This is a genomic window from Liquorilactobacillus mali, assembly GCF_001437155.1.
In the GTDB taxonomy this organism is placed as follows: Bacteria; Bacillota; Bacilli; order Lactobacillales; family Lactobacillaceae; genus Liquorilactobacillus; species Liquorilactobacillus mali_A.
The window spans coordinates 138389-157451 of sequence record NZ_JQAR01000001.1 but is presented as its reverse complement, the minus strand read 5'-3'; the positions used below and the strand labels follow the sequence as shown (position 1 = coordinate 157451).

Sequence of the window (19063 nt, the reverse complement as noted above, 5' to 3'; positions counted from 1 at the left end):
CTCTCTTTTAAATATTTAGTGTTTTTACTAATTGTTTAACTCGATCTTCAGGTAGTTCTAAAATTGGAAGTCTGCAGCCTCCTACTTCAATTCCCTCATAATTAAGAACTGCCTTTACAGGGCTTGGAGAAGGTGCACTAAAAACAGCTGCTATTTTGGGAGTTAATTCCCTCATTATCGAACCAGCCGCCTTATATTTACCTTGTTCAACTAATGTGTACATCTCTTCAATCTTATTACCAAAGAGATGAGCCGCAACAGAGATCACTCCTTTAGCACCAACAGTTTTAGCTGCTAATGCATCTGCATCCTCGCCTGTATATGTCAAAAAATCATCAGGTGTTTCAGCTACAATTCGACTTAAATTAACGTTTCCAGTGCAGTCCTTAATACCAATAATATTTTCATTTTTAGCCAAGGTCGCAATTGTCGGTACTTCCATGGTAACACCTGTTCTGCCAGGAATATTATAGATGATTATTGGCAACGGACTTTCTTTAGCGACCGCTGTGAAGTGAGCAATCATTCCTCTTTGATCGGGTTTATTGTAATAAGGTACGACAACTAACACGGCATCGACACCCTTAATCTTTGCAACTTCGTTGGTAAAGTCTATCGTCTGAGCAGTGCTGTTAGATCCTGTTCCAGCAATTATCGGAACCCTTCCTTTAACAAACTCCACAGTTTTTTTAATCAATTCAATTTTCTCAGCTCTAGTCAATGTGGGCGCCTCACCAGTTGTTCCTGAAACAAGAATGCCCTTTGTCCCTGAATTCAACAGATGATTGATCAACTTCTCAAGTCGTTCATAGCTCACCTGTCCACCTTCATCGAAAGGTGTAACCATTGCTGTAATAATTTCAGCATTATCAAATTTCATTATTTCAACCCCTACCTAGTCTGGAACTCTCATCAAATTAAGTGCATGGAGTCTTTCTGCTATTTGTACAGAGTTCCATGCAGCTCCCTTTAATAAATTATCAGAAACACAGTACAAATGGAAAGAATTAGCTTGTTCTTTATCGGCCCTAATTCTTCCGACAAATGTATCCCTTTTACCTTCGGCATTAACAGCTTGCGGGTAAATTTGATTTTTTGGATCGTCCTGAAGTACAACTCCTGGTGCATTCTTTAAAATGGATTGCAATTTTGCTACATCAGCTCCATCTTTTTCCAATTCAAACCACACTGCTTCTGAATGAGCAACAGCAACTGGCACACGTACACAAGTTGCTGTAACTTGCAGGTCCTGATCCGACATAATCTTCTTTGTCTCATGAATCATTTTCCATTCTTCATGAGAATAGCCGTCATCTTCAAAAACATCAATCTGTGCAAGGGGATTGAAGGCAATCTGATAATGTTTCTTATCGCCCGAAACCGGTAGCACTTGCGGTTCATATTTTTCACCATTAAGAATCGCTTGTGTCTCGTCATGCAGCTCTTGAATCGCACGATTACCCGCTCCAGAAACAGCTTGCATAGTTGTAACAATCACTTTTTTAAGCCCATAAACCTCACGTAATGGTTCCAAAGCTACCACCATCTGAATTGTAGAACAATTAGGATTTGCAATCAATCCTTTGTGCTTGTAAAGAGCATCCTCATTGACTTCTGGTACAACCAATGGAACTCCCTCTTCCATCCGAAAAGCACTTGTATTATCAACAACCACTGCTCCACGTTTTACAGCTTCAGGGGCAAATTTCTTTGATACCCCGCCACCGGCAGAAAAGAGTGCTAAATTTATATCATTAAAGGAATCTGGAACAAGTTCCTCAACAACTACATCCGCACCTTTGAATTTTAAAACTTTTCCTGCTGACCGTTTTGAAGCTAAGTATTTTACGCTAGCAATTGGTAACTTTGATTCTTCCAGCATTTGAATCATTCGAGTGCCCACAGCACCTGTTGCACCCACAACAGCAACATTATATCCGTCCATATGAAAAACCTTCTTTATTTTCTTATTGAAACATAATTATAACATATTTAATGTAATAATTGCGTTTTTATAAAGCATACTTATATTTTATTTTTCATCATTTTATCATTTAATTAATATTTCTTGTTAATGTTTTTGCATTTTTTATACAAAAAAAGAAAGTTTCCAAAAATCTCTATAAAAAGACGAAGGAAACTTTCTTTAAAATAAGAATTGAATTCTTATTATCTGTAAATTAACGACGTAAGCCTAAGCTCTTGATCAATTCACGGTAACGTTGAACATCATTTGCACGCAAGTATGCTAACAAATTACGACGATGACCGATTTTCTTCATCAAACCACGTTGTGATGCGTAATCTTTTTTATGTGAACGAATATGATCATTAAGTTCATTGATATCAAATGTTAAAACTGCAATTTGAACTTCTGCAGAACCTGTGTCACCTTCGTGACGAGCATATTTTTGCATAATCTCTGTTTTCTTTTCTTTTGAGATTGCCATGTTGTTTTCCCACCTTCCATAATTTAAGATACCACTACCCCGGAATAGCGTTGGTGAGCATCGCTACTCTGAGTCTAGGGTCTGTGCTAAGCACTAATAGACAGTATACACACTTTAAAAATCAATTTCAACCATGAAATCTATAAAATTAAGTCAAGGAAATTTGCTTGACACTTTTTAACTTTTTTATTGCAATGTGACTAAAGCTCTTGTATAATAGCCTATGTTGAATATTTTATGATACCGGTATGGAATCATGTTAAGTTGGAGGTGAAATTTTTGCCAATTATCAAATCAGCTATTAAACGTGTAGTTACTAATGAAAAAGCTAGTGCCCGTAATTCTTCTCAATTGAGTTCAATGCGTACTGCTGTTAAAAAGTTCGAAAGTGCTAAGACAGCAGGTGCCGAAAATGTGGAAGATTTATATAAGGCAGCTGTTAAAGCTGTTGACCAAGCTAAATCAAAAGGTTTAATCAAAGCAAATAAGGCTGCTCGTGACAAGTCACGTCTTGCAGCTCGTTTAGCAAAATAATAAAAAAGCGCTCTTCGAGATGAAGATGCGTTTTTTTATTACCTTTTTTCTGAAAAATATCCTAGCATAAACAATTGAAATAGTTGTCCCGCATCTCTTTGCGACGACTTCATCTGTTCTTCTAATTTTACTAATCCTGCATATTTCTCACTCAATGCTTTTCTTGAATATTTCCTGCTATTTTGTAAAGCCAATTTAACCCTATACGGGTGTACCTTCAATGCACTTGCAATGTTTCCTTGTGCATAGCCATGCTGTTGCAATATTTGAACCTGTAACAGTAACCTAACCTGGCCAATTAAAATTGCATTGATTTTCAATGGTTCCTCATGTTGCTCAATTAGGTCATTATACATTTCAATTGCAACCGCTATTTTATTACTTAACACCAACTTACCTAGATCAAAAATATTTTGCTCTAACGTTCGAGCGACCATTCTATCTATCATTTCTTCACTAATAACTTTTGTTTTATAGGCCAGTAAAAAAAGCTTAGGAAGTTCATTCATGATTAGTGATAATTTTCCCTCAGTTCTTATCTGCAATAACTCATAGGCTTTTGCTTCAATTGTATATCCATTCTGACTAATAATTTTTTTAACTTCCTGCAAGGTAGCATTTTCAGAAGCATACCCGCTTTCGATCAAAGTTGCATTTTTTAATAACTGTTTTGTTATCTTTTTGCGCTCATCAAGCTTTTCATAAGGAGCGACAAATAACAAAATTGTCCGCGGTTCAGGATTTTTTATATAATTTAACAATTCATCCACATTTTGGTCTAACTTTGTTTTTTTACTCTCAGCAGTCAAAAAAAGAGGACGCTTAATAATTATTAGTTTTCTTTCACCGAAAAAAGGAGCAGAAAGTGCGTCGCCTAAAGCGTCTGTAAGTAAATTAACCTCCATATCATATTGACCAATATTCATAGCTCTTTCTTCTTCAGGAATACATCCTATAAATGCCTTAACAACTTTTTCCTGAATGTATTCCTCTTTTCCAAGAATTAAATAAATATTGTCAAAATGTTTTTTCCCTATCTTTGTGAGCAGTTCGCTAACCTTCATCTTATTTCACCATTTCCCTTTAAAAAAGTTTCAACCTTTGCACTATGCTGTCCCTGAGGTACTATCTTAACCATACCAACACTTGCGGTATTAACATATGGCACCTTAAATTCATTTAAAGTTTTTATAGTTTCTATATTAGGATGTCCATATCGGTTATTACGTCCAGCAGAAATTATCGCAAATTTTGGTTTTAATTTATCTACATATTCCTTAGACGTAGATGTCTTACTACCATGATGTCCAGTTTTTAGTATATCCGCTTGTGTTGTTTTAAAGAGATTAATTACTTCTTTTTCACCATCCTGGGCTAAGTCCCCACTTATAATAAATGTAGTATTTCTTAATTTAAAATTCAAAGTTATTGAATCTTCATTTGTTCCTTCACCTCTAGTAAAGGGATGAAGGATTTTAAAAATTCCAATTTTACCAGATTTAGCAGTGGAAATTGGATATATTTTATTTGTTTCAATAGTAGACTCTGCCAAACGAGTCCGAAATGAGTCCAGCACTTCCATTCCATCAGGAACAAACAAATGATCAACTCTTATTTTTTGAGTAATTGATGGAAAATTTCCAACATGGTCAGTATCCTGATGTGTTAAAAAAAGATTATTGATTTTACTAATACCCTTACTGAGCAGGTAATTTGCAATAATAGTTTCACCTGTCGTCTTGAACGTTCTCTTTTTCCACTCTTCATTATTGAATGTGACTTTTCCTCCCGTATCCACCAGAGTGATACATCCGTTAAACCTTTCTCTAATCAATGTGCTATCGCCTTGACCAATATCGAAATAAATTACCTGATCTTGTAGTGGAAATCTAATCATTAATGCACAGAAAATAAATGATGTACATAGACAAATTAATACCTTCGCTGAATGATTTCTCTGTTCTAAAAGGAACAATAAAATAATCCAAAAAACCACGAAAAACAGTGGTGGCTTGCCGTAATCCCAAGTAAGTGGCCAAGAACCAAACAAAAATAATACTTTAGTAAAAACTATCAGCACTTCATTACATAAAGCTCCAAGTACAGGAACCATAGCACCAATTACAACCGCCGGCATCACAAGCCACTCGAAGAAAGGAACTATCGCAACTGATAGAATGGTAGTCAACCAGTTCCATTGGTAAGTATTCCATAACACAATCGGAATACTATATGCAGTTAACTTTAATCCTAAGCGAATTGGACTAATTCTCCGATTCATGATTAAAACAAAAGTCAGTAAATAGCTCAATTGGGCACCCATTGCGAATACAATCATAGGACACCAATATAAGTTAATTATTAAAACAAGCGACTCAACCGTGACACCTGAAATTGTTTTTTTGAAAAAGATTTGGCTGAACAGTATCAACCAGCTCATCATTACTGAACGTAATAAACTAGCCGAAAGTCCACCAAGAATCGTGTATAGCGGTAATATTATCAATAAAAACCATGAACAAAATTCATCTGATAGATATATTTTAGCAAAAAACCACCTAAGCACTGAAATAATATAAAAAACATGCATGCCTGAAAGGCTAAAAAGATACAATAACCCTAATTTATTGATAATCTCGATTGGATCACTGAAATCTGAATCATAATATCCAAGTAACAACAATTGGCTGTATCCACCGAGCGGCTGAGCTGTTTGTCCTAAATAATTCAGCAAATATTTACGAAAATTATGAACATGAGCCAAAGCAGCAGGTGCCCCACTAAGTTCAGATCGATCATCCTTTTCTTCATTAAGCTCCGATATATTTACTGTGTTCACTATATTTTTTGTTTTTAAAAATTTTTGATAGTCAAATTGATTCTCATTTGTTGGCCCATCAGGCTGTTTGACCGTCCCTCTAAAGGAAAATATAGCGGTTTCGTTATAATCAAGAAACAGTTTTCGTTCATTTTCTGACTTAAAAATATAAAAAGATTGTATTTTTTGCTTTCCTTCGATCCAAAAAGCTGAAAATTTAAGCAGGTCACCATTTATTTGTAGATCATCTGGGTAAAGAATCACGTGCTGTTCCGTAATTTTGGTCTCGTTAATCACAGAACGTGCGTCCATCCTTCTTTGCCATGCAATAAAAACACATAGTGTAACTGACACAAAAAGGAACCATGCAACAAAAAAAGGTGTACTCCTAAGAGCAACTACCCTTAGCAAAAGAACTGCTAGAATTGCCAAGGCAATCCAATTAAACGAAAACTTCAAAAAACAGAGTACAACTGCAGTTATTGCAAAAAGAAAAGAATTATTTTCTATGAATCAAATTCCTTTATATTCTCAAAAAGGGAATCTGTTGCTACTTTTTGCAAATAGGCTGCATCAAGTTTAACTTGCTCAGCTTCAACATTTTTTAATTTCATCAACTTCAGTGCATATGCATCATTGTGATAATTCCTTAAGTAATATATTTTTTTTATTCCAGACTGCAAAAGCATTTTTGTGCACTGCAAACAAGGGAAATCCGTAACGTAAACTTCTGCTCCCTCCGTTGCAACACCAAATTTTGCACACTGCAATACCGCATTCATCTCTGCATGAATCGTTCGCACACAATGGCCATCCACCAAATAGCATCCGTGGTCAATGCAGTGTTCATCACCAGAAACGGAGCCATTGTAGCCACCAGCAATAACTCGCTTATCACGTACTAGGATTGCTCCAACTGAAAGTCTCTCACAGGTACTACGCAAAGATAGCAACACAGCTTGCATCATAAAATATTGATTCCATGGAATTCTCTTATTCGTCATACTCTCACCTTTCGCCAATCAATTTAATTTAATAGTATATCAGAATTTATTTTTCAGCAATACTGTTATTATTATGGGGTAACTTCGAGATACATCTGGAATCTTTCAAACGTCTTATCTCCAACACCTGAGATATCCTTTAATTCATCAAGTTGATTAATTCTTCCATGTTCTGTTCTGTAAGCAAGAATCTGCTCTGCTTTTTTATCTCCTATTCCTGGAATTGTCTCCAGTTCTTCCTTTGTAACCTGATTAATATCATATTTCTGTGTTTCCGTTTCACTAGTGGATTCAACAGCATTGGTCGCACTGGTCGCATTGGTCGTACTAGTCATACTGTCTCCACTGCTTTGTACAGTCGTTGTCAATGAGTTAGAAAATTCACCTTCAAATGGGATGTAAACAACATTTTGATCTTGCAAAATCAGCGCTAGATTCACCTGATTATTATCCGCATTTTCAAGCAGTCCACCAGCTTTCTTTACAACTTCATTTACACGTGCACCACTCTTTAAAGAATAAACACCTGGATACTTCACTGCACCTTTAATGTCCACCGAAATTTCTGCTGTATTCTTTAAGTTCGAGCTAACTGCAGTATTTGAACTAGCTGATATTAACGTATCACTACTGCTTGTTGAAAGGTTGAATAATTCATTGTCTTGTGATGAATCACCCTTTAAAGTGTATATAATAAACACACCACCCAATCCTAAAAAAACCAGAAATACTATAATACATAATTTTCTATTTTCAAACCACAATTCATAAAGTCTATCCACATATCCTCCCTCCATACTATTAACTACGTTAGAAGATTAATTTTGACAAAAAATAATAAAAAAAGAGCCAAGTCAAAAATTAAATTTTAACTTAGCTCCCCTATTTATTTACATACAAACGTGTTCAAAAACAAAAACTTTCGTCTAATCTCGTATTACTCATAGCAGAATACTCACTAAATTCGTAATTTGACATTATTACTAAGATTTTGCCAACTTATATCATATTCTCTTTTTGATTGTATCCATAACCGCTGCATAGATCTGATTTCTAAAAAAGTCACCTTAAGTAAACAATAACGCCAAAATTGCCAAAATTGCAGGCAATCCTTGTGACAAAATAATTTTAGGGTTTACGGTCAATGCGTCATATATTGCTGCGACAACAACAAAACCGACAAAGAGTAGCAAGCCGTAAAGGATCGCATTACCGGGAAAGATAAATAATATCACAAAAATTCCCACTCCAATAAACCCATTATATAGTCCCTGATTGGCCATGGCTATTTTTGCTTCTTTTTGTCTCAAATATTCCGGTACTAGATTAAATGCCTTTTGTGCCATTTTACCTCTGTACTGCAAACATCTCTAGTACCATTATAAAAATTGCCTCAACAGCTACGAAAATAACTAAAATATAACTTAAGATACTCAAAAAGGGCCTCCTTTTACGTTAATTACTTTCCTTCAAATAAGAAATTGCATCTGTAATCGTCTTAACAGGGACAACTTTAATACTCAAGTCAAATTTATCAACCGTTTTTTTAGCTTCCTGATAATTTGACATTGCTTGTGGATCAGCTTTTTTTTCAGCTGCAGAAACTGGATTATTTGGTGCAAAAAATATTTTAGCACCTGCACGATTAGCCGCAACTACCTTTTTGTCAATACCGCCTATGTCGCCTACCTTACCATCACTTGAAATCGTACCAGTTCCGGCGATGTTGCGTCCCAATTTCAGATTCGTTTTGGACAGCTGTGAATACATTTGAAGTGCTAACATCAGTCCAGCAGATGGCCCGCCTATTCCATCCATATTGGTCTTTATTTTTGTGGAACTAACGATTCGTGTTCTTTCAGCAAGCGAAATACCAATCCCACTTCTATTGGTTCCAGCTAATTTAACAGTTTTTCCAGTTGCCCTTCTTTGTTTCCCATTTCTCAGATAGGTAATTTCAATCGAGGCCCCTTTTTTCTGCGAACGTACATAATTCATAAACCCAGCAGTGTTTTTAAAACTTTTATTGTTTACAGCAGTAATTGTGTCACCAACTTCAAGTTTATTCTTAAAAGTTGAATTTTTCAGAACAGACATGACATATATTCCCAAATATTCCTGCTTATATGCCTTATGTGCTAAACGCAAAGACACTGCTTTGGCCTGATTTACCGCATCACTCATATAGTATGACTGAATTCTATCAAATTCGGAATTAGTCTCATTTCCAGATATCTCATCCTCTGAAACACGTGACGTATACTTATCCAGATAACTTGCCAAATAAAGCACAGGCGTCGCGCGTCCCAAACTAACGTATGTCAACATCAGCTTTCCTTTTGTCTTATCTGATTTTCCACTGACCCTGACATAATCGGCTACATTAACAGCTTTTCCAACTGTTTCTAAATAAATCGGCAAAGGAAAGAAACAGATGAAAGCTAAAATAATAACTCCCAAGGATGTTAAAACATAGATTTTTATTTTCTTCATACAAGTTTATCCTTCAGTGCTGCTTGAACATTTGGAGGAACCAATCCATCCAAATTACCATCAAATTTTGCAACCTCTTTAATTAGGCTGGAAGAAATATGCCCATACTCATTATTGGTGGGTAAAAAAAGTGTTTCTAACGTTGGATTCAATTTCTTATTAATCGCAGCAATATCTGTTTCATACAAAAAGTCACGACTACTTCTAAGGCCTCTCAAAATTACTTGTGCTTCTAAATCCTTGGCCGCTTGAACAGTTAATACATTCTCACGCGCTTCAACAGTAACATTTGCGATGTCCTGAATCTCATTTTTTATCAACGCTACTCTTTCTGCACTTGAAAAAAGTCCAGATTTACTAGTATTAGTCATCACTAATACCACAATTTCGTCAAATATCAAAGAAGCTCTCTTTATTAAATCAATGTGTCCACACGTAATTGGATCAAAGCTTCCAGGAAATATAGCCTTCATAACTTATTCACCCCTGTATCGGTAAACTATAACTTCTGTAATTCCATAATCGGCTCGTCTGGTTAACTCAAAGTTCGGAATATTATCCGGTAATTGCGCAATTTGATCAGTTTCACAAACCACTACCGCATCCTTGTTAAGCAATTGCAGGTCAACAATTTTAGTTAGCAATGACAAGATTTTTTGTTGTTTATAAGGTGGGTCTAAAAAAAGATAATCTACAGTAATTCCTTCTGCATGCAATTTCGTAAGCACTCTCTCTGCATCATTCTTAAAAACCGTAAATTTTTCTGCTTCCTTGGTAACCGCAATATTTTCATTAATCGTTTTAATTGCTTGATACTGACGATCTACCAAATATGCATGCCCAAGTCCTCTTGAAACAGCTTCGATACTTAGTCCACCGCTTCCAGCAAATAAATCAAGTCCTACCCCGCCTTCAAAGTATGGCCCGATTATGTTGAACATTGATTCCTTGACCTTATCAGTTGTCGGCCTTGTCTTCATACCAGGTACTGCCTTTAATCTTCTTCCACCATAATTACCAGCTATAACTCTCATAATCTCACTCTTTATTATTCTTATATTTTTCACGGTCTTCATCAGTCAGCTTATACATTTTTCCAACAGTATCCGCAAAACTTATTTCAACATCAGGCAAGGGTGAAACCATTACTTTTTTCACGTAACGCATTCCTGACAACTTTTGAACAGTTTCTGAAACTTTAATTCTATCAGTATATAAGACTACATACTTCATTTTTCTTGAAACATAGTGGATGGTTCCAAATCTACGTAATTGTCTACTATTTTTCAAGTGATATAAGTAAACTATTACTCCTTGTCGTTCATTCAATTCTAAACTCATTAGTTCCCACCTTTGTTAATGATTATTACAAGTAAACCTTGATTGTAGGCAATACCAATCTTCTTAGTCTTCGAGTCAACCAAGCTATACCAAACATCTTGTTGCAGTTTCGTATTTTCAAAAAAGGTTGTTGAACTATAGAATGGAAGAATGGCATATACTTCAACGTTCTTAGCATTTAAACCAACATCCTGATACAATTTTTTCGAAAAATCACTCTGATTCAAGCTTAAGAAACGATTTCGACCGACATCACCACTTGTAATATCTTCTAATAAATTGGCGTAACTCGTTTTAAGATAACGTTTCGGATTCTTTTCTAATGAATCAATTATACTTTGAGCACTCTGCGTTAGCGGATCACCAACAGGTAGTACTGTATTTGCTAATATTCGTCTTTTAGCATTAATTACCTGCATCAAGTCAAAAGGAACCATAATATCCAATTGATCCCAATTGGTTTCCCCTTGATATTGCGAAGGAATCGGTGTCCGCGAAACAATCTGATAGATATTTTTCTTTAGCAGCATTCCTGTATCCAAGAATTCCAAAGCCATCACCTTTTTAGAATTAGGCTGTAAATACGGTATTACATAGCTCCCATTTGCAAAACCAATCAGTGGATGATTATTCAAGTCATTTTCTGATAATTCAAACTGAAAGTTTTCCTCACGATATGAAACTTCAAAATTTGCATATAGAGTCGACAGTTGCAGAAGCTGCTTAAAAGTCATCCCAACCTCTAGTTTTGAATTGTTATTTGCTATATTACCTACTACGACTATTGAACATACCTTTTGCGTATACTGATCAATTCCAACTTTCAAGTAACTGGACGAATCAAGGTTATAGAGTAACCATTCCACATTTATTGCACTATCCATAGTGGCTTCCGGTTGCCCAAATTTTTCTTCAAACTGATTGCTTCCCATACCAATATAACTTGCAAATCCTTGCGTTTTGATACGCGTGATTTTGGGCGTAGTTAACCGTGAATTTGTTTTTTGTACCTTTTCAGTACTCCTTTGCTGTGTATCTTTAGCATTTCTATCGCTATAAATAGCACTGCAGTACAAAATAACCAAAGAAAAAAGTAATATTAGTATGAAATTTCTAATCGTTCTCAGAATTAGTTTTATTCTCATCTTTTAGCTTTTTATAGGTTCAATTTCAATCAGCAGATCCTGCGTCTCTAAAATATCTCCAGCCTTAACATAAATATGCGTTATTTTACCGTCTGAAGGTGCCTTAATTGTCGTTTCCATCTTCATTGCTTCAGTTACAATTAATGGATCACCTTTTTTGACAATCTGTCCTTTTGAAACTAATACGCTCAAAACGGAACCGCTAAGGGTCGCTCCAATATGTTTTGGATTAGTTGGCTCAGCCTTCAATATTTTTTTGACTTTGCCCTTCTTGCTCTTATCCTGGACCACAATTTGTTGATCCTGACCATTTACCACAAAGTACAGAACTCGCTTACCATCTTCATCTGCTTCACCAATCGAAGCTAATTTAACAATTAAAGTCTGACCTTTGCCGCGTTCAATATGAACTGTTTCTTCCGTGCGCATTCCCTGATAGAACGTTGTTGTATCAAGTGATGATAAGTCTCCGAAATTCTCCAGAGCCTTTGCATAATCAACAAACACATCTGGGTACAATAAGTAGCTCAACAATTCCTCTTCAGTAGGTAAATGCTTTAATTTTGTCCTTAACTCGGTATTTTTTTCTGCAAAATCAATTGGTTTAGCCAAACTACCAGGACGAACTGTGATTGGTTTGCGATCCTTTAAGACAATTTTTTGCAACTCTTCTGGGAAACCACCAACAGGTTGTCCTAAATCACCTGCAAAGAAATTAACAACAGATTCTGGGAAATCCAAGGTCTTCCCTCGTTCAAAAATATTTTTTGAATCTAATTTGTTTTGAATCATAAAAATCGCAAAATCGCCGACTACTTTTGAACTTGGTGTTACTTTTACAATATCACCTAGTAAATCATTGACTTCTTTATAAGTTTTCTTGACTTCCTCAAAATCTCTAATTCCCAGAGCTTTCGCTTGTTGTTGTAAATTTGAATATTGGCCACCAGGCATCTCTGTTTCATAAATATCAGTTTGCGGTGCGGTAATTCCATTCATGAAGTCCTGATAAAAAGGCTTAACACCTAGCCAGTAACGATTAATTTTTTCGACATTTTCAATATTTAAATCAGGTTGGCGTTCATTTCCTGATAACGCATAGTATAAACTACTCATGCTTGGTTGACTAGTTGTCCCTGACAATGCACTCGCAGCAACATCCACAATATCAACTCCTGCGCGTGCAGCTTGTAAATATGTTGCAACGCCATTTCCAGTTGTATCATGTGTATGTAAGTGTATAGGCACATTCAGGTCTTCTTTTAATGTTGAGATCAATTCATATGCAGCTTGTGGCTTAAGTAATCCAGCCATATCTTTGATACCAATTATCTGTGAACCTGCAGAAACTAGATCTTTTGCCAATGTCCGATAATATTGTAAGTCATACTTATGCTCAGCAGGATTCAACACATCACCAGTGTAACACATCGTTCCTTCAGCTATTTTACCAGTATCGCGCACAAATTGGATACTCTTTTCCATTTGTGTTACCCAATTTAGACTATCAAAAATACGGAAAACATCAACGCCGTCCGCCGCACTCTTCTTAATAAAGTGCTGTAAAACATTGTCCGAATAATTCTTGTATCCAACGGCATTGGAACCTCTAAACAGCATTTGCAATAAAGTATGTGGCATAGCCTTACGAATCTTTTTCAGCCTCTTCCATGGATCCTCATCTAAGAAGCGATAGGCAACATCAAAAGTTGCTCCTCCCCAGACTTCCGCGGAAAATACATTAGGCAATGCATTATCAAATACCTTAGCAACTGGCAGCATATCCTTTGTTCGCATTCTAGTTGCGAAGAGGCTTTGATGTGCATCTCGCATAGAAGTATCAGTCAACAATAATTTTTTTTGCTGTCTTACCCAATCCATCGCTGCAACTGCACCCTTGCTATCTAGCATACTTTTTGCATTTTCATGTTCCTTAGAAACATTAAAATCATCTACAAGCCGAATTTTAGGAACAAAAATTTTTTCATGTCTCTCTGCACCTGGAAAACCATTAACAGTAATATCGCCAATATATTTCAGTAACTGATTTGGCGTATTCTTAGGATGAGTCAAGTGGAACAATTCTGGAGTTGAATCAATGAACGTCGTATGTGCCTTTCCAGAAATAAAATCAGGATGATTGATAACATTACGCATGAAAGGAATATTTGTCTTGATTCCCCTAATTCTAAACTCATCGAGTACACGATTCATCTTCAAAACTGCACCTTTAAATGTCCTTGCCTGAACACATGCCTTAACCAATAAGGAGTCAAAATAAGGACTAATTACAGCGCCTGCATAAGCATTACCACCATCTAATCGTACCCCAAAACCACCTGGTGAACGATAAGTTTCAATCTTACCTGTATCAGGCATAAAATTATTTTCAGGGTCTTCAGTTGTTACACGACACTGGATAGCATGACCATGGAAATTCAACTTATCTTGTCTTGGAATCTCTAAGTCATCAAATAAATCTGCTCCTGCAGCAATTAAAATCTGTGACTGAACGATATCGATACCTGTAATCATTTCAGTAATTGTATGTTCAACTTGGACACGCGGATTAACTTCGATAAAATAAAAATCAGTATCGGTAACCAAAAACTCAACAGTTCCCGCATTTTGATAATGAACACTCTTCATCAAAGAAACTGCTGCCGCACAAATTTCTAATCTGCGCTCGTTGCTTAGTGAACTTGGAGCCACTTCGATAACCTTTTGATGTCTTCTCTGAACTGAACAGTCACGTTCAAATAAATGAACAACATTACCGTGTTGATCGGCTAGAATCTGGACTTCAATATGTTTAGGATTCTTTAAATATTTTTCAATATACAGCTCTTCATCACCAAACGATTGTTTAGCCTCGCTCTGTGCTCTGTTAAAACTTTCTTTGATTTCTGATTCATTATTGATAATTCTCATGCCACGGCCGCCACCGCCCAGAGCAGCTTTAACCATAATAGGATACCCATGCTGTTTAGTAAACTTTTGGACCTCTTCCAAGGTATAAACAGGTCCATCACTCCCAGGAATCGTCTGTAACCCAGCATCGTGCGCAGCTTTTTTAGCTTTGACCTTGTCTCCAAAAGTTGACAGCTGCTCTTTAGTTGGTCCAATGAAAATTATCCCTGCCTCTTCACATTTTTGTGCAAAAACTTCATTTTCAGCCAAGAAACCATAACCAGGATGAATCGCATCTGCACCAGTTTCTTTTGCGACCCTAATAATATCATCCATATCGAGATAGGCTTCAATCGGTTTTTTACCTTCACCTATTTGATAAGCTTCATCAGCTTTAAATCGATGAACAGAAAATTCATCCTCTTTGGCATATACAGCAACAGTCTTTACCTTAAGTTCTTGGCATGCACGAATTATCCGAATTGCAATTTCGCCACGGTTTGCAATTAATATTTTTTTCATTAGAATCCCACTTTCTTGAATTGAATAATGAATCTCCCAAATCACAAAAACGCTGTTAAGCTATTAATAAATCAAATCTTTTCTTTTCGATTCCGCTTTTGATTAATCGAAATATTTATTACTATTCCTAGTGCAAGTGATAGAACAATCATACTGGAACCCCCATAAGATACGAATGGGAAAGTAACACCCGTAATTGGCAACAGCCCGTTAACAGCCCCAACATTGAATAAGGTCTCAATTCCCATAAATGTTCCAACACCGTAACAAATCATCGTCTCATATGGGCTGTCTGCCCTAATTCCAATTAGAAAAATCCGTAAGATAATCCAAGTAATTAGAAGCAAGACAACCATAACACCAACTGCTCCAAGTTCCTCACTAATAATTGCTATAATAAAATCCGTATACGGTTCAGGCAAATATCCTCTTTTTTGAACACTATTACCAAGTCCAACACCGAACAGGCCGCCATTACTTATCGCATAATATGAGTTGATCAACTGCTGCCCAGTTGTCGACGAGACCTTAAAGGGATTATAAAATGCTGTTAATCTGCCATACATATACTCAAACTTTGTTCCCTTTAAGGGAGCAGGATTCCAGAAACGTAGGAGTTGGACCGCTATAATTATAGAGCCCAGTATTCCTGATAAGTAAAGAAGTGATCTGCGATAATTTTTTCCTCTTGCAAAGTACATTAACAATACAATGAATGCATTGATTGAAAAACCACCTAAATCAGGTTCTACTAAAACAAGAATTAATAATATCATCACTAATAAAGCTGGTTTTCGATTAGGTTTACTGTTTAAATTATCCATCGAATGTTCATGGTTAGAAACAAGTTGCGCCATAAAAAGAACCAGATACAGCTTACAAAGCTCAGTAGGTTGAAAACTAAATAATTTCAAATTGATCCAGCCATTAGCACCGTTTACTGCAGTGGTAAAAAATTTGGCATATAACAGTAGAGCTACCATCACAAAAAAGCCAATTATTATAAAGTTGCGGTGAGCTAATTTATAAGTTGGAATCATCATTGAAAAAAAAATACAAAATAATCCCATCACAACGTAAAGTAATTGTTTCATTAGGTACGTATTGGTTGCCGCACCAGCATATGAGAGGTTTATTGAACTGGCAGAATACACCATAACTGCACCAATACAACACAAAATTATGTAAGGTACAAATAAATAAAAATCAAAATACCTCATCTTATCTCTAAATTTTCTCATAACAATCAGAAACTACTCATCCTCTCCCACAGAAACATAAATACTTGAAAGCAGATGTTCTAAGTCCTGAATCATTTGCTGAGCCTCATTCATGGTTATCAAACCGCAACGCTCTGCCAGATGAACTTCTTTTGAAAAACCAAATAGTTGTGTATCTGCGACTTCTTCAAAAGCAGGGCACTGAGACAAGCACAATAAATTTCGCTGTTTGTCTAGTAACACCCGGATCTTCTCAGAATCAGCTTGCAGAATTTCCAACATCTCTTGTCTTGACACAAGTTCCTGCAATGTTACTGCCCCCTTTCCAAATATACGGTAATTATAGCATACTAGGTTTTCTCTTGAAATATACCGTCGAAACTAAGTGTCAAATTAATATTTGGTTTCGTAGTTTATTATGTAACCAAAATTCGGATTTTTCAATCAATTTATATCAAAAAGATCATTATTTGCTTCATTTTACGAACTCTATTGTTTTTTTCTTATCATATATAAAATAAAAAGAAACTTTTTCAATTCTTGCAACATTTGTAATTAGAATTTTTCATTTTTTATTTAACAAAAAAAGGCTAGATCAAAAGTTAACTTTTGATCTAGCCTCTATTTACCCAGATAAGTGTGTTCCATAAATCAAAATCCCTTGTCTAACCGAATCACCCATGACAAAATACTCATCATGCCTGTAATTTCAGGTTAGTACTCAAATCTACCGACTCATATCGCACTACTTTTTCTTTAACTAATCTTTGCGACTAGCAATCTTCTTTTGTTTTGCAGCCTTTTCACGGGCATTTGTATCAAGGATTCTTTTACGCAAACGAATATTTTCTGGAGTAATCTCTAACAATTCATCTTCATTTAAGAATTCAAGCGACTCTTCTAGAGTAAAATGCGTTGGTTTCTTAATTGAAGCAGTTTGATCCTTATTAGAAGAACGAACATTAGTCATGTTCTTACCCTTTGTAACATTAACAGAAATATCACGCTCACGCGAGCTTGCGCCAACAATCATGCCTTCATAAATTTCAGTTCCTGGATCAACAAAAATTGTCCCACGATCTTCAACACCCATGACAGCATATGTTGTAACCTTGCCGCGATTAATTGATACCAATGCACCATTGCGACGTCCTGGTTCCCAGTTACGAATAACTGGCTTATACTCTGAGAATGTATGGTTGAAAATACCATAACCACGCGTCATTGAAAGAAATTGTGAGTCATATCCAATCAATCCACGAGTAGGTGCAGAGAATGTCAGACGAGTTTGTCCGTTTGAATTTGTTTCCATGTTGACCATCTCGCCCTTGCGTTGTGCCAGTGAATCAATGACTGCACCAGAATATTCATCAGGTGTATCAATGATAACATTTTCATATGGTTCACATGTTTGGCCATCGAAGTCACGATAAATAACCTGTGGTCTTGAAACAGCAAGTTCAAATCCTTCGCGACGCAATGTCTCGATTAAAATCGAAAGATGAAGTTCCCCACGACCTGAAACGACCCAAGCATCTGGTGAATCAGTGTCTTCAACACGCAGAGAAACATCAGTATGCAGTTGCACCTTAAGACGGTCTTCCAACTTGCGGGCAGTAACTGAAGTTCCTTCATTACCGACAAATGGAGAATCATTAGTTCTGAATGTCATCTGCAAAGTAGGTGGATCAATACGTAAAACAGGCAATGCTTCAGGTGCATCTACCGGACATACTGTCTCACCAACAAAAATGTCTTCCATACCAGAAATTGCAATTAAGTCCCCTGCTTTAGCATCTTCAATTTCCAAACGCTTTAATCCAAAGAAACCAAAGAGTTTAGTAACACGGAAATTCTTCTTTGAACCATCAAGTTTCAAAACAGTAACTTGATCGCCAACCTTGATCTTTCCACGGAATACACGACCAATTCCAATACGACCAACAAATTCATTATAGTCAAGCATTGAAACTTGAAATTGTAATGGTTCATCGGAATTATCAATTGGAGCTGGAATTGTTTCAATAATCGCATTGAAAATTGGATCCATCGTATGTTCCTGTGTTGCTACATCAGAGTCCAATGAAGATGTCCCATTAACTGCAGAAGCATAGATAACTGGGAATTCTAGTTGATCTTCTTCAGCACCCAATTCAATAAACAAATCTAAGACTTCATCAACAACCTCTTCAGGACGAGCCCCAGGTCGGTCAATCTTGTTAATAACAACGATTGGTGTTAAATGTTGCTCCAATGCCTTTTTCAAAACAAAACGCGTCTGTGGCATTGTTCCTTCAAATGCATCAACGATCAATAATACACCGTCGACCATCTTCATGATACGTTCAACTTCACCACCAAAATCGGCATGTCCTGGTGTATCTAAAATATTAATCTGTTTGCCCTTAAACTTAACAGCCGTGTTCTTGGAAAGGATTGTGATTCCGCGTTCCTTTTCAATTGCGTTTGAATCAAGAGCACGATCATCAATCTCAGTATGTTCGTCTAAAGTATCCGATTGCTTCAATAGCTCATTAACCAAAGTTGTCTTACCATGGTCAACATGGGCAATAATAGCAACGTTACGGATATCATCACGTGTTTTCAAATTTATTTCTTCCCTTCA

17 protein-coding genes and 1 pseudogene are annotated in these 19063 nt (G+C 36.3%); 1 reads left to right on the top strand and 17 read right to left on the bottom strand.

Annotated elements, in window-relative coordinates:
* Window positions 1-7: 7 nt before the first annotated feature.
* The 3 genes from dapA to rpsO form a co-directional block, all read right to left on the bottom strand.
* On the bottom strand, window positions 8-880 hold the full coding sequence (gene dapA / locus IV36_RS00775) for a 4-hydroxy-tetrahydrodipicolinate synthase (RefSeq protein WP_056990272.1): 873 nt from the start codon (window positions 878-880) through the stop codon (window positions 8-10).
* Between the two features lie 15 nt (window positions 881-895).
* Entirely contained in the window at window positions 896-1945 is a 1050-nt protein-coding gene (locus IV36_RS00770; protein ID WP_056990271.1) for an aspartate-semialdehyde dehydrogenase, read from the bottom strand.
* A 235-nt stretch (window positions 1946-2180) separates the two neighbouring features.
* Complete coding sequence (gene rpsO, locus IV36_RS00765) at window positions 2181-2450, bottom strand: 30S ribosomal protein S15 (RefSeq protein ID WP_003689842.1); 270 nt, start codon at window positions 2448-2450, stop codon at window positions 2181-2183.
* A gap of 279 nt (window positions 2451-2729) precedes the next feature.
* Between rpsO and rpsT the strand changes: the two genes are divergently transcribed.
* Window positions 2730-2984 (top strand): 30S ribosomal protein S20, encoded by a 255-nt coding sequence (rpsT, locus tag IV36_RS00760; RefSeq protein ID WP_056990270.1) that lies wholly within the window; start codon window positions 2730-2732, stop codon window positions 2982-2984.
* Between the two features lie 38 nt (window positions 2985-3022).
* Here rpsT and holA read toward each other — a convergent pair whose 3' ends face one another.
* The 14 genes and pseudogenes from holA to typA all read right to left on the bottom strand — a co-directional run bounded on the left by holA (window position 3023) and on the right by typA (window position 19045).
* The gene (gene holA, locus IV36_RS00755) at window positions 3023-4048 is read right to left on the bottom strand and encodes a DNA polymerase III subunit delta (protein ID WP_056990269.1); all 1026 of its coding nucleotides are present in this window, start codon (window positions 4046-4048) and stop codon (window positions 3023-3025) included.
* Complete coding sequence (locus IV36_RS00750) at window positions 4045-6261, bottom strand: DNA internalization-related competence protein ComEC/Rec2 (protein WP_056990268.1); 2217 nt, start codon at window positions 6259-6261, stop codon at window positions 4045-4047. Before IV36_RS00750 ends, holA begins: the two co-directional genes overlap by 4 nt.
* A 47-nt stretch (window positions 6262-6308) precedes the next feature.
* Window positions 6309-6806 carry a ComE operon protein 2 gene (locus tag IV36_RS00745; RefSeq protein WP_056990267.1) on the bottom strand — a complete coding sequence of 166 codons (498 nt, stop codon included), beginning with the start codon at window positions 6804-6806 and terminating at the stop codon, window positions 6309-6311.
* Window positions 6807-6877: 71 nt separating this feature from the next.
* Entirely contained in the window at window positions 6878-7588 is a 711-nt protein-coding gene (locus tag IV36_RS00740) for a ComEA family DNA-binding protein (RefSeq protein WP_056990266.1), read from the bottom strand.
* 285 nt (window positions 7589-7873) lie between these two features.
* Window positions 7874-8243, bottom strand: a pseudogene (locus IV36_RS00735) (DUF1304 domain-containing protein).
* Window positions 8244-8261: 18 nt separating this feature from the next.
* The gene (locus IV36_RS00730; protein WP_056990265.1) at window positions 8262-9299 is read right to left on the bottom strand and encodes a SepM family pheromone-processing serine protease; all 1038 of its coding nucleotides are present in this window, start codon (window positions 9297-9299) and stop codon (window positions 8262-8264) included.
* A complete protein-coding gene (gene coaD, locus IV36_RS00725; RefSeq protein WP_056990264.1) occupies window positions 9296-9772 on the bottom strand; it encodes a pantetheine-phosphate adenylyltransferase in 477 nt (158 codons plus the stop codon). The genes IV36_RS00730 and coaD overlap by 4 nt, the downstream gene beginning before the upstream one ends.
* Before the next feature lie 3 nt (window positions 9773-9775).
* Complete coding sequence (gene rsmD / locus IV36_RS00720) at window positions 9776-10333, bottom strand: 16S rRNA (guanine(966)-N(2))-methyltransferase RsmD (RefSeq protein WP_056990263.1); 558 nt, start codon at window positions 10331-10333, stop codon at window positions 9776-9778.
* Between the two features lie 4 nt (window positions 10334-10337).
* Entirely contained in the window at window positions 10338-10640 is a 303-nt protein-coding gene (locus IV36_RS00715) for a YlbG family protein (RefSeq protein WP_056990262.1), read from the bottom strand.
* Entirely contained in the window at window positions 10640-11785 is a 1146-nt protein-coding gene (locus IV36_RS00710) for a CAP-associated domain-containing protein (protein ID WP_056990261.1), read from the bottom strand. Before IV36_RS00710 ends, IV36_RS00715 begins: the two co-directional genes overlap by 1 nt.
* A 3-nt stretch (window positions 11786-11788) precedes the next feature.
* On the bottom strand, window positions 11789-15217 hold the full coding sequence (locus IV36_RS00705; RefSeq protein WP_056990260.1) for a pyruvate carboxylase: 3429 nt from the start codon (window positions 15215-15217) through the stop codon (window positions 11789-11791).
* A gap of 71 nt (window positions 15218-15288) precedes the next feature.
* Entirely contained in the window at window positions 15289-16458 is a 1170-nt protein-coding gene (locus IV36_RS00700; protein ID WP_056990259.1) for an FtsW/RodA/SpoVE family cell cycle protein, read from the bottom strand.
* 12 nt (window positions 16459-16470) lie between these two features.
* Complete coding sequence (locus IV36_RS00695) at window positions 16471-16746, bottom strand: DUF1507 family protein (protein WP_056990258.1); 276 nt, start codon at window positions 16744-16746, stop codon at window positions 16471-16473.
* Window positions 16747-17197: 451 nt separating this feature from the next.
* Window positions 17198-19045, bottom strand: coding sequence for a translational GTPase TypA (gene typA, locus IV36_RS00690; RefSeq protein WP_056990257.1), 1848 nt, complete (start codon window positions 19043-19045; stop codon window positions 17198-17200).
* Window positions 19046-19063 lie beyond the last annotated feature (18 nt).

Bases quoted from the DNA above. Each gene is read 5' to 3' on its own strand.
- IV36_RS00745 (WP_056990267.1), bottom strand. From the start codon at position 6,806: ATGACGAATAAGAGAATTCCATGGAATCAATATTTTATGATGCAAGCT.
- IV36_RS00715 (WP_056990262.1), bottom strand. From the start codon at position 10,640: ATGAGTTTAGAATTGAATGAACGACAAGGAGTAATAGTTTACTTATAT.
- IV36_RS00700 (WP_056990259.1), bottom strand. From the start codon at position 16,458: ATGAGAAAATTTAGAGATAAGATGAGGTATTTTGATTTTTATTTATTT.
- IV36_RS00730 (WP_056990265.1), bottom strand. From the start codon at position 9,299: ATGAAGAAAATAAAAATCTATGTTTTAACATCCTTGGGAGTTATTATT.
- dapA (WP_056990272.1), bottom strand. From the start codon at position 880: ATGAAATTTGATAATGCTGAAATTATTACAGCAATGGTTACACCTTTC.
- holA (WP_056990269.1), bottom strand. From the start codon at position 4,048: ATGAAGGTTAGCGAACTGCTCACAAAGATAGGGAAAAAACATTTTGAC.
- rpsO (WP_003689842.1), bottom strand. From the start codon at position 2,450: ATGGCAATCTCAAAAGAAAAGAAAACAGAGATTATGCAAAAATATGCT.
- IV36_RS00710 (WP_056990261.1), bottom strand. From the start codon at position 11,785: ATGAGAATAAAACTAATTCTGAGAACGATTAGAAATTTCATACTAATA.
- rsmD (WP_056990263.1), bottom strand. From the start codon at position 10,333: ATGAGAGTTATAGCTGGTAATTATGGTGGAAGAAGATTAAAGGCAGTA.
- IV36_RS00705 (WP_056990260.1), bottom strand. From the start codon at position 15,217: ATGAAAAAAATATTAATTGCAAACCGTGGCGAAATTGCAATTCGGATA.
- IV36_RS00770 (WP_056990271.1), bottom strand. From the start codon at position 1,945: ATGGACGGATATAATGTTGCTGTTGTGGGTGCAACAGGTGCTGTGGGC.
- coaD (WP_056990264.1), bottom strand. From the start codon at position 9,772: ATGAAGGCTATATTTCCTGGAAGCTTTGATCCAATTACGTGTGGACAC.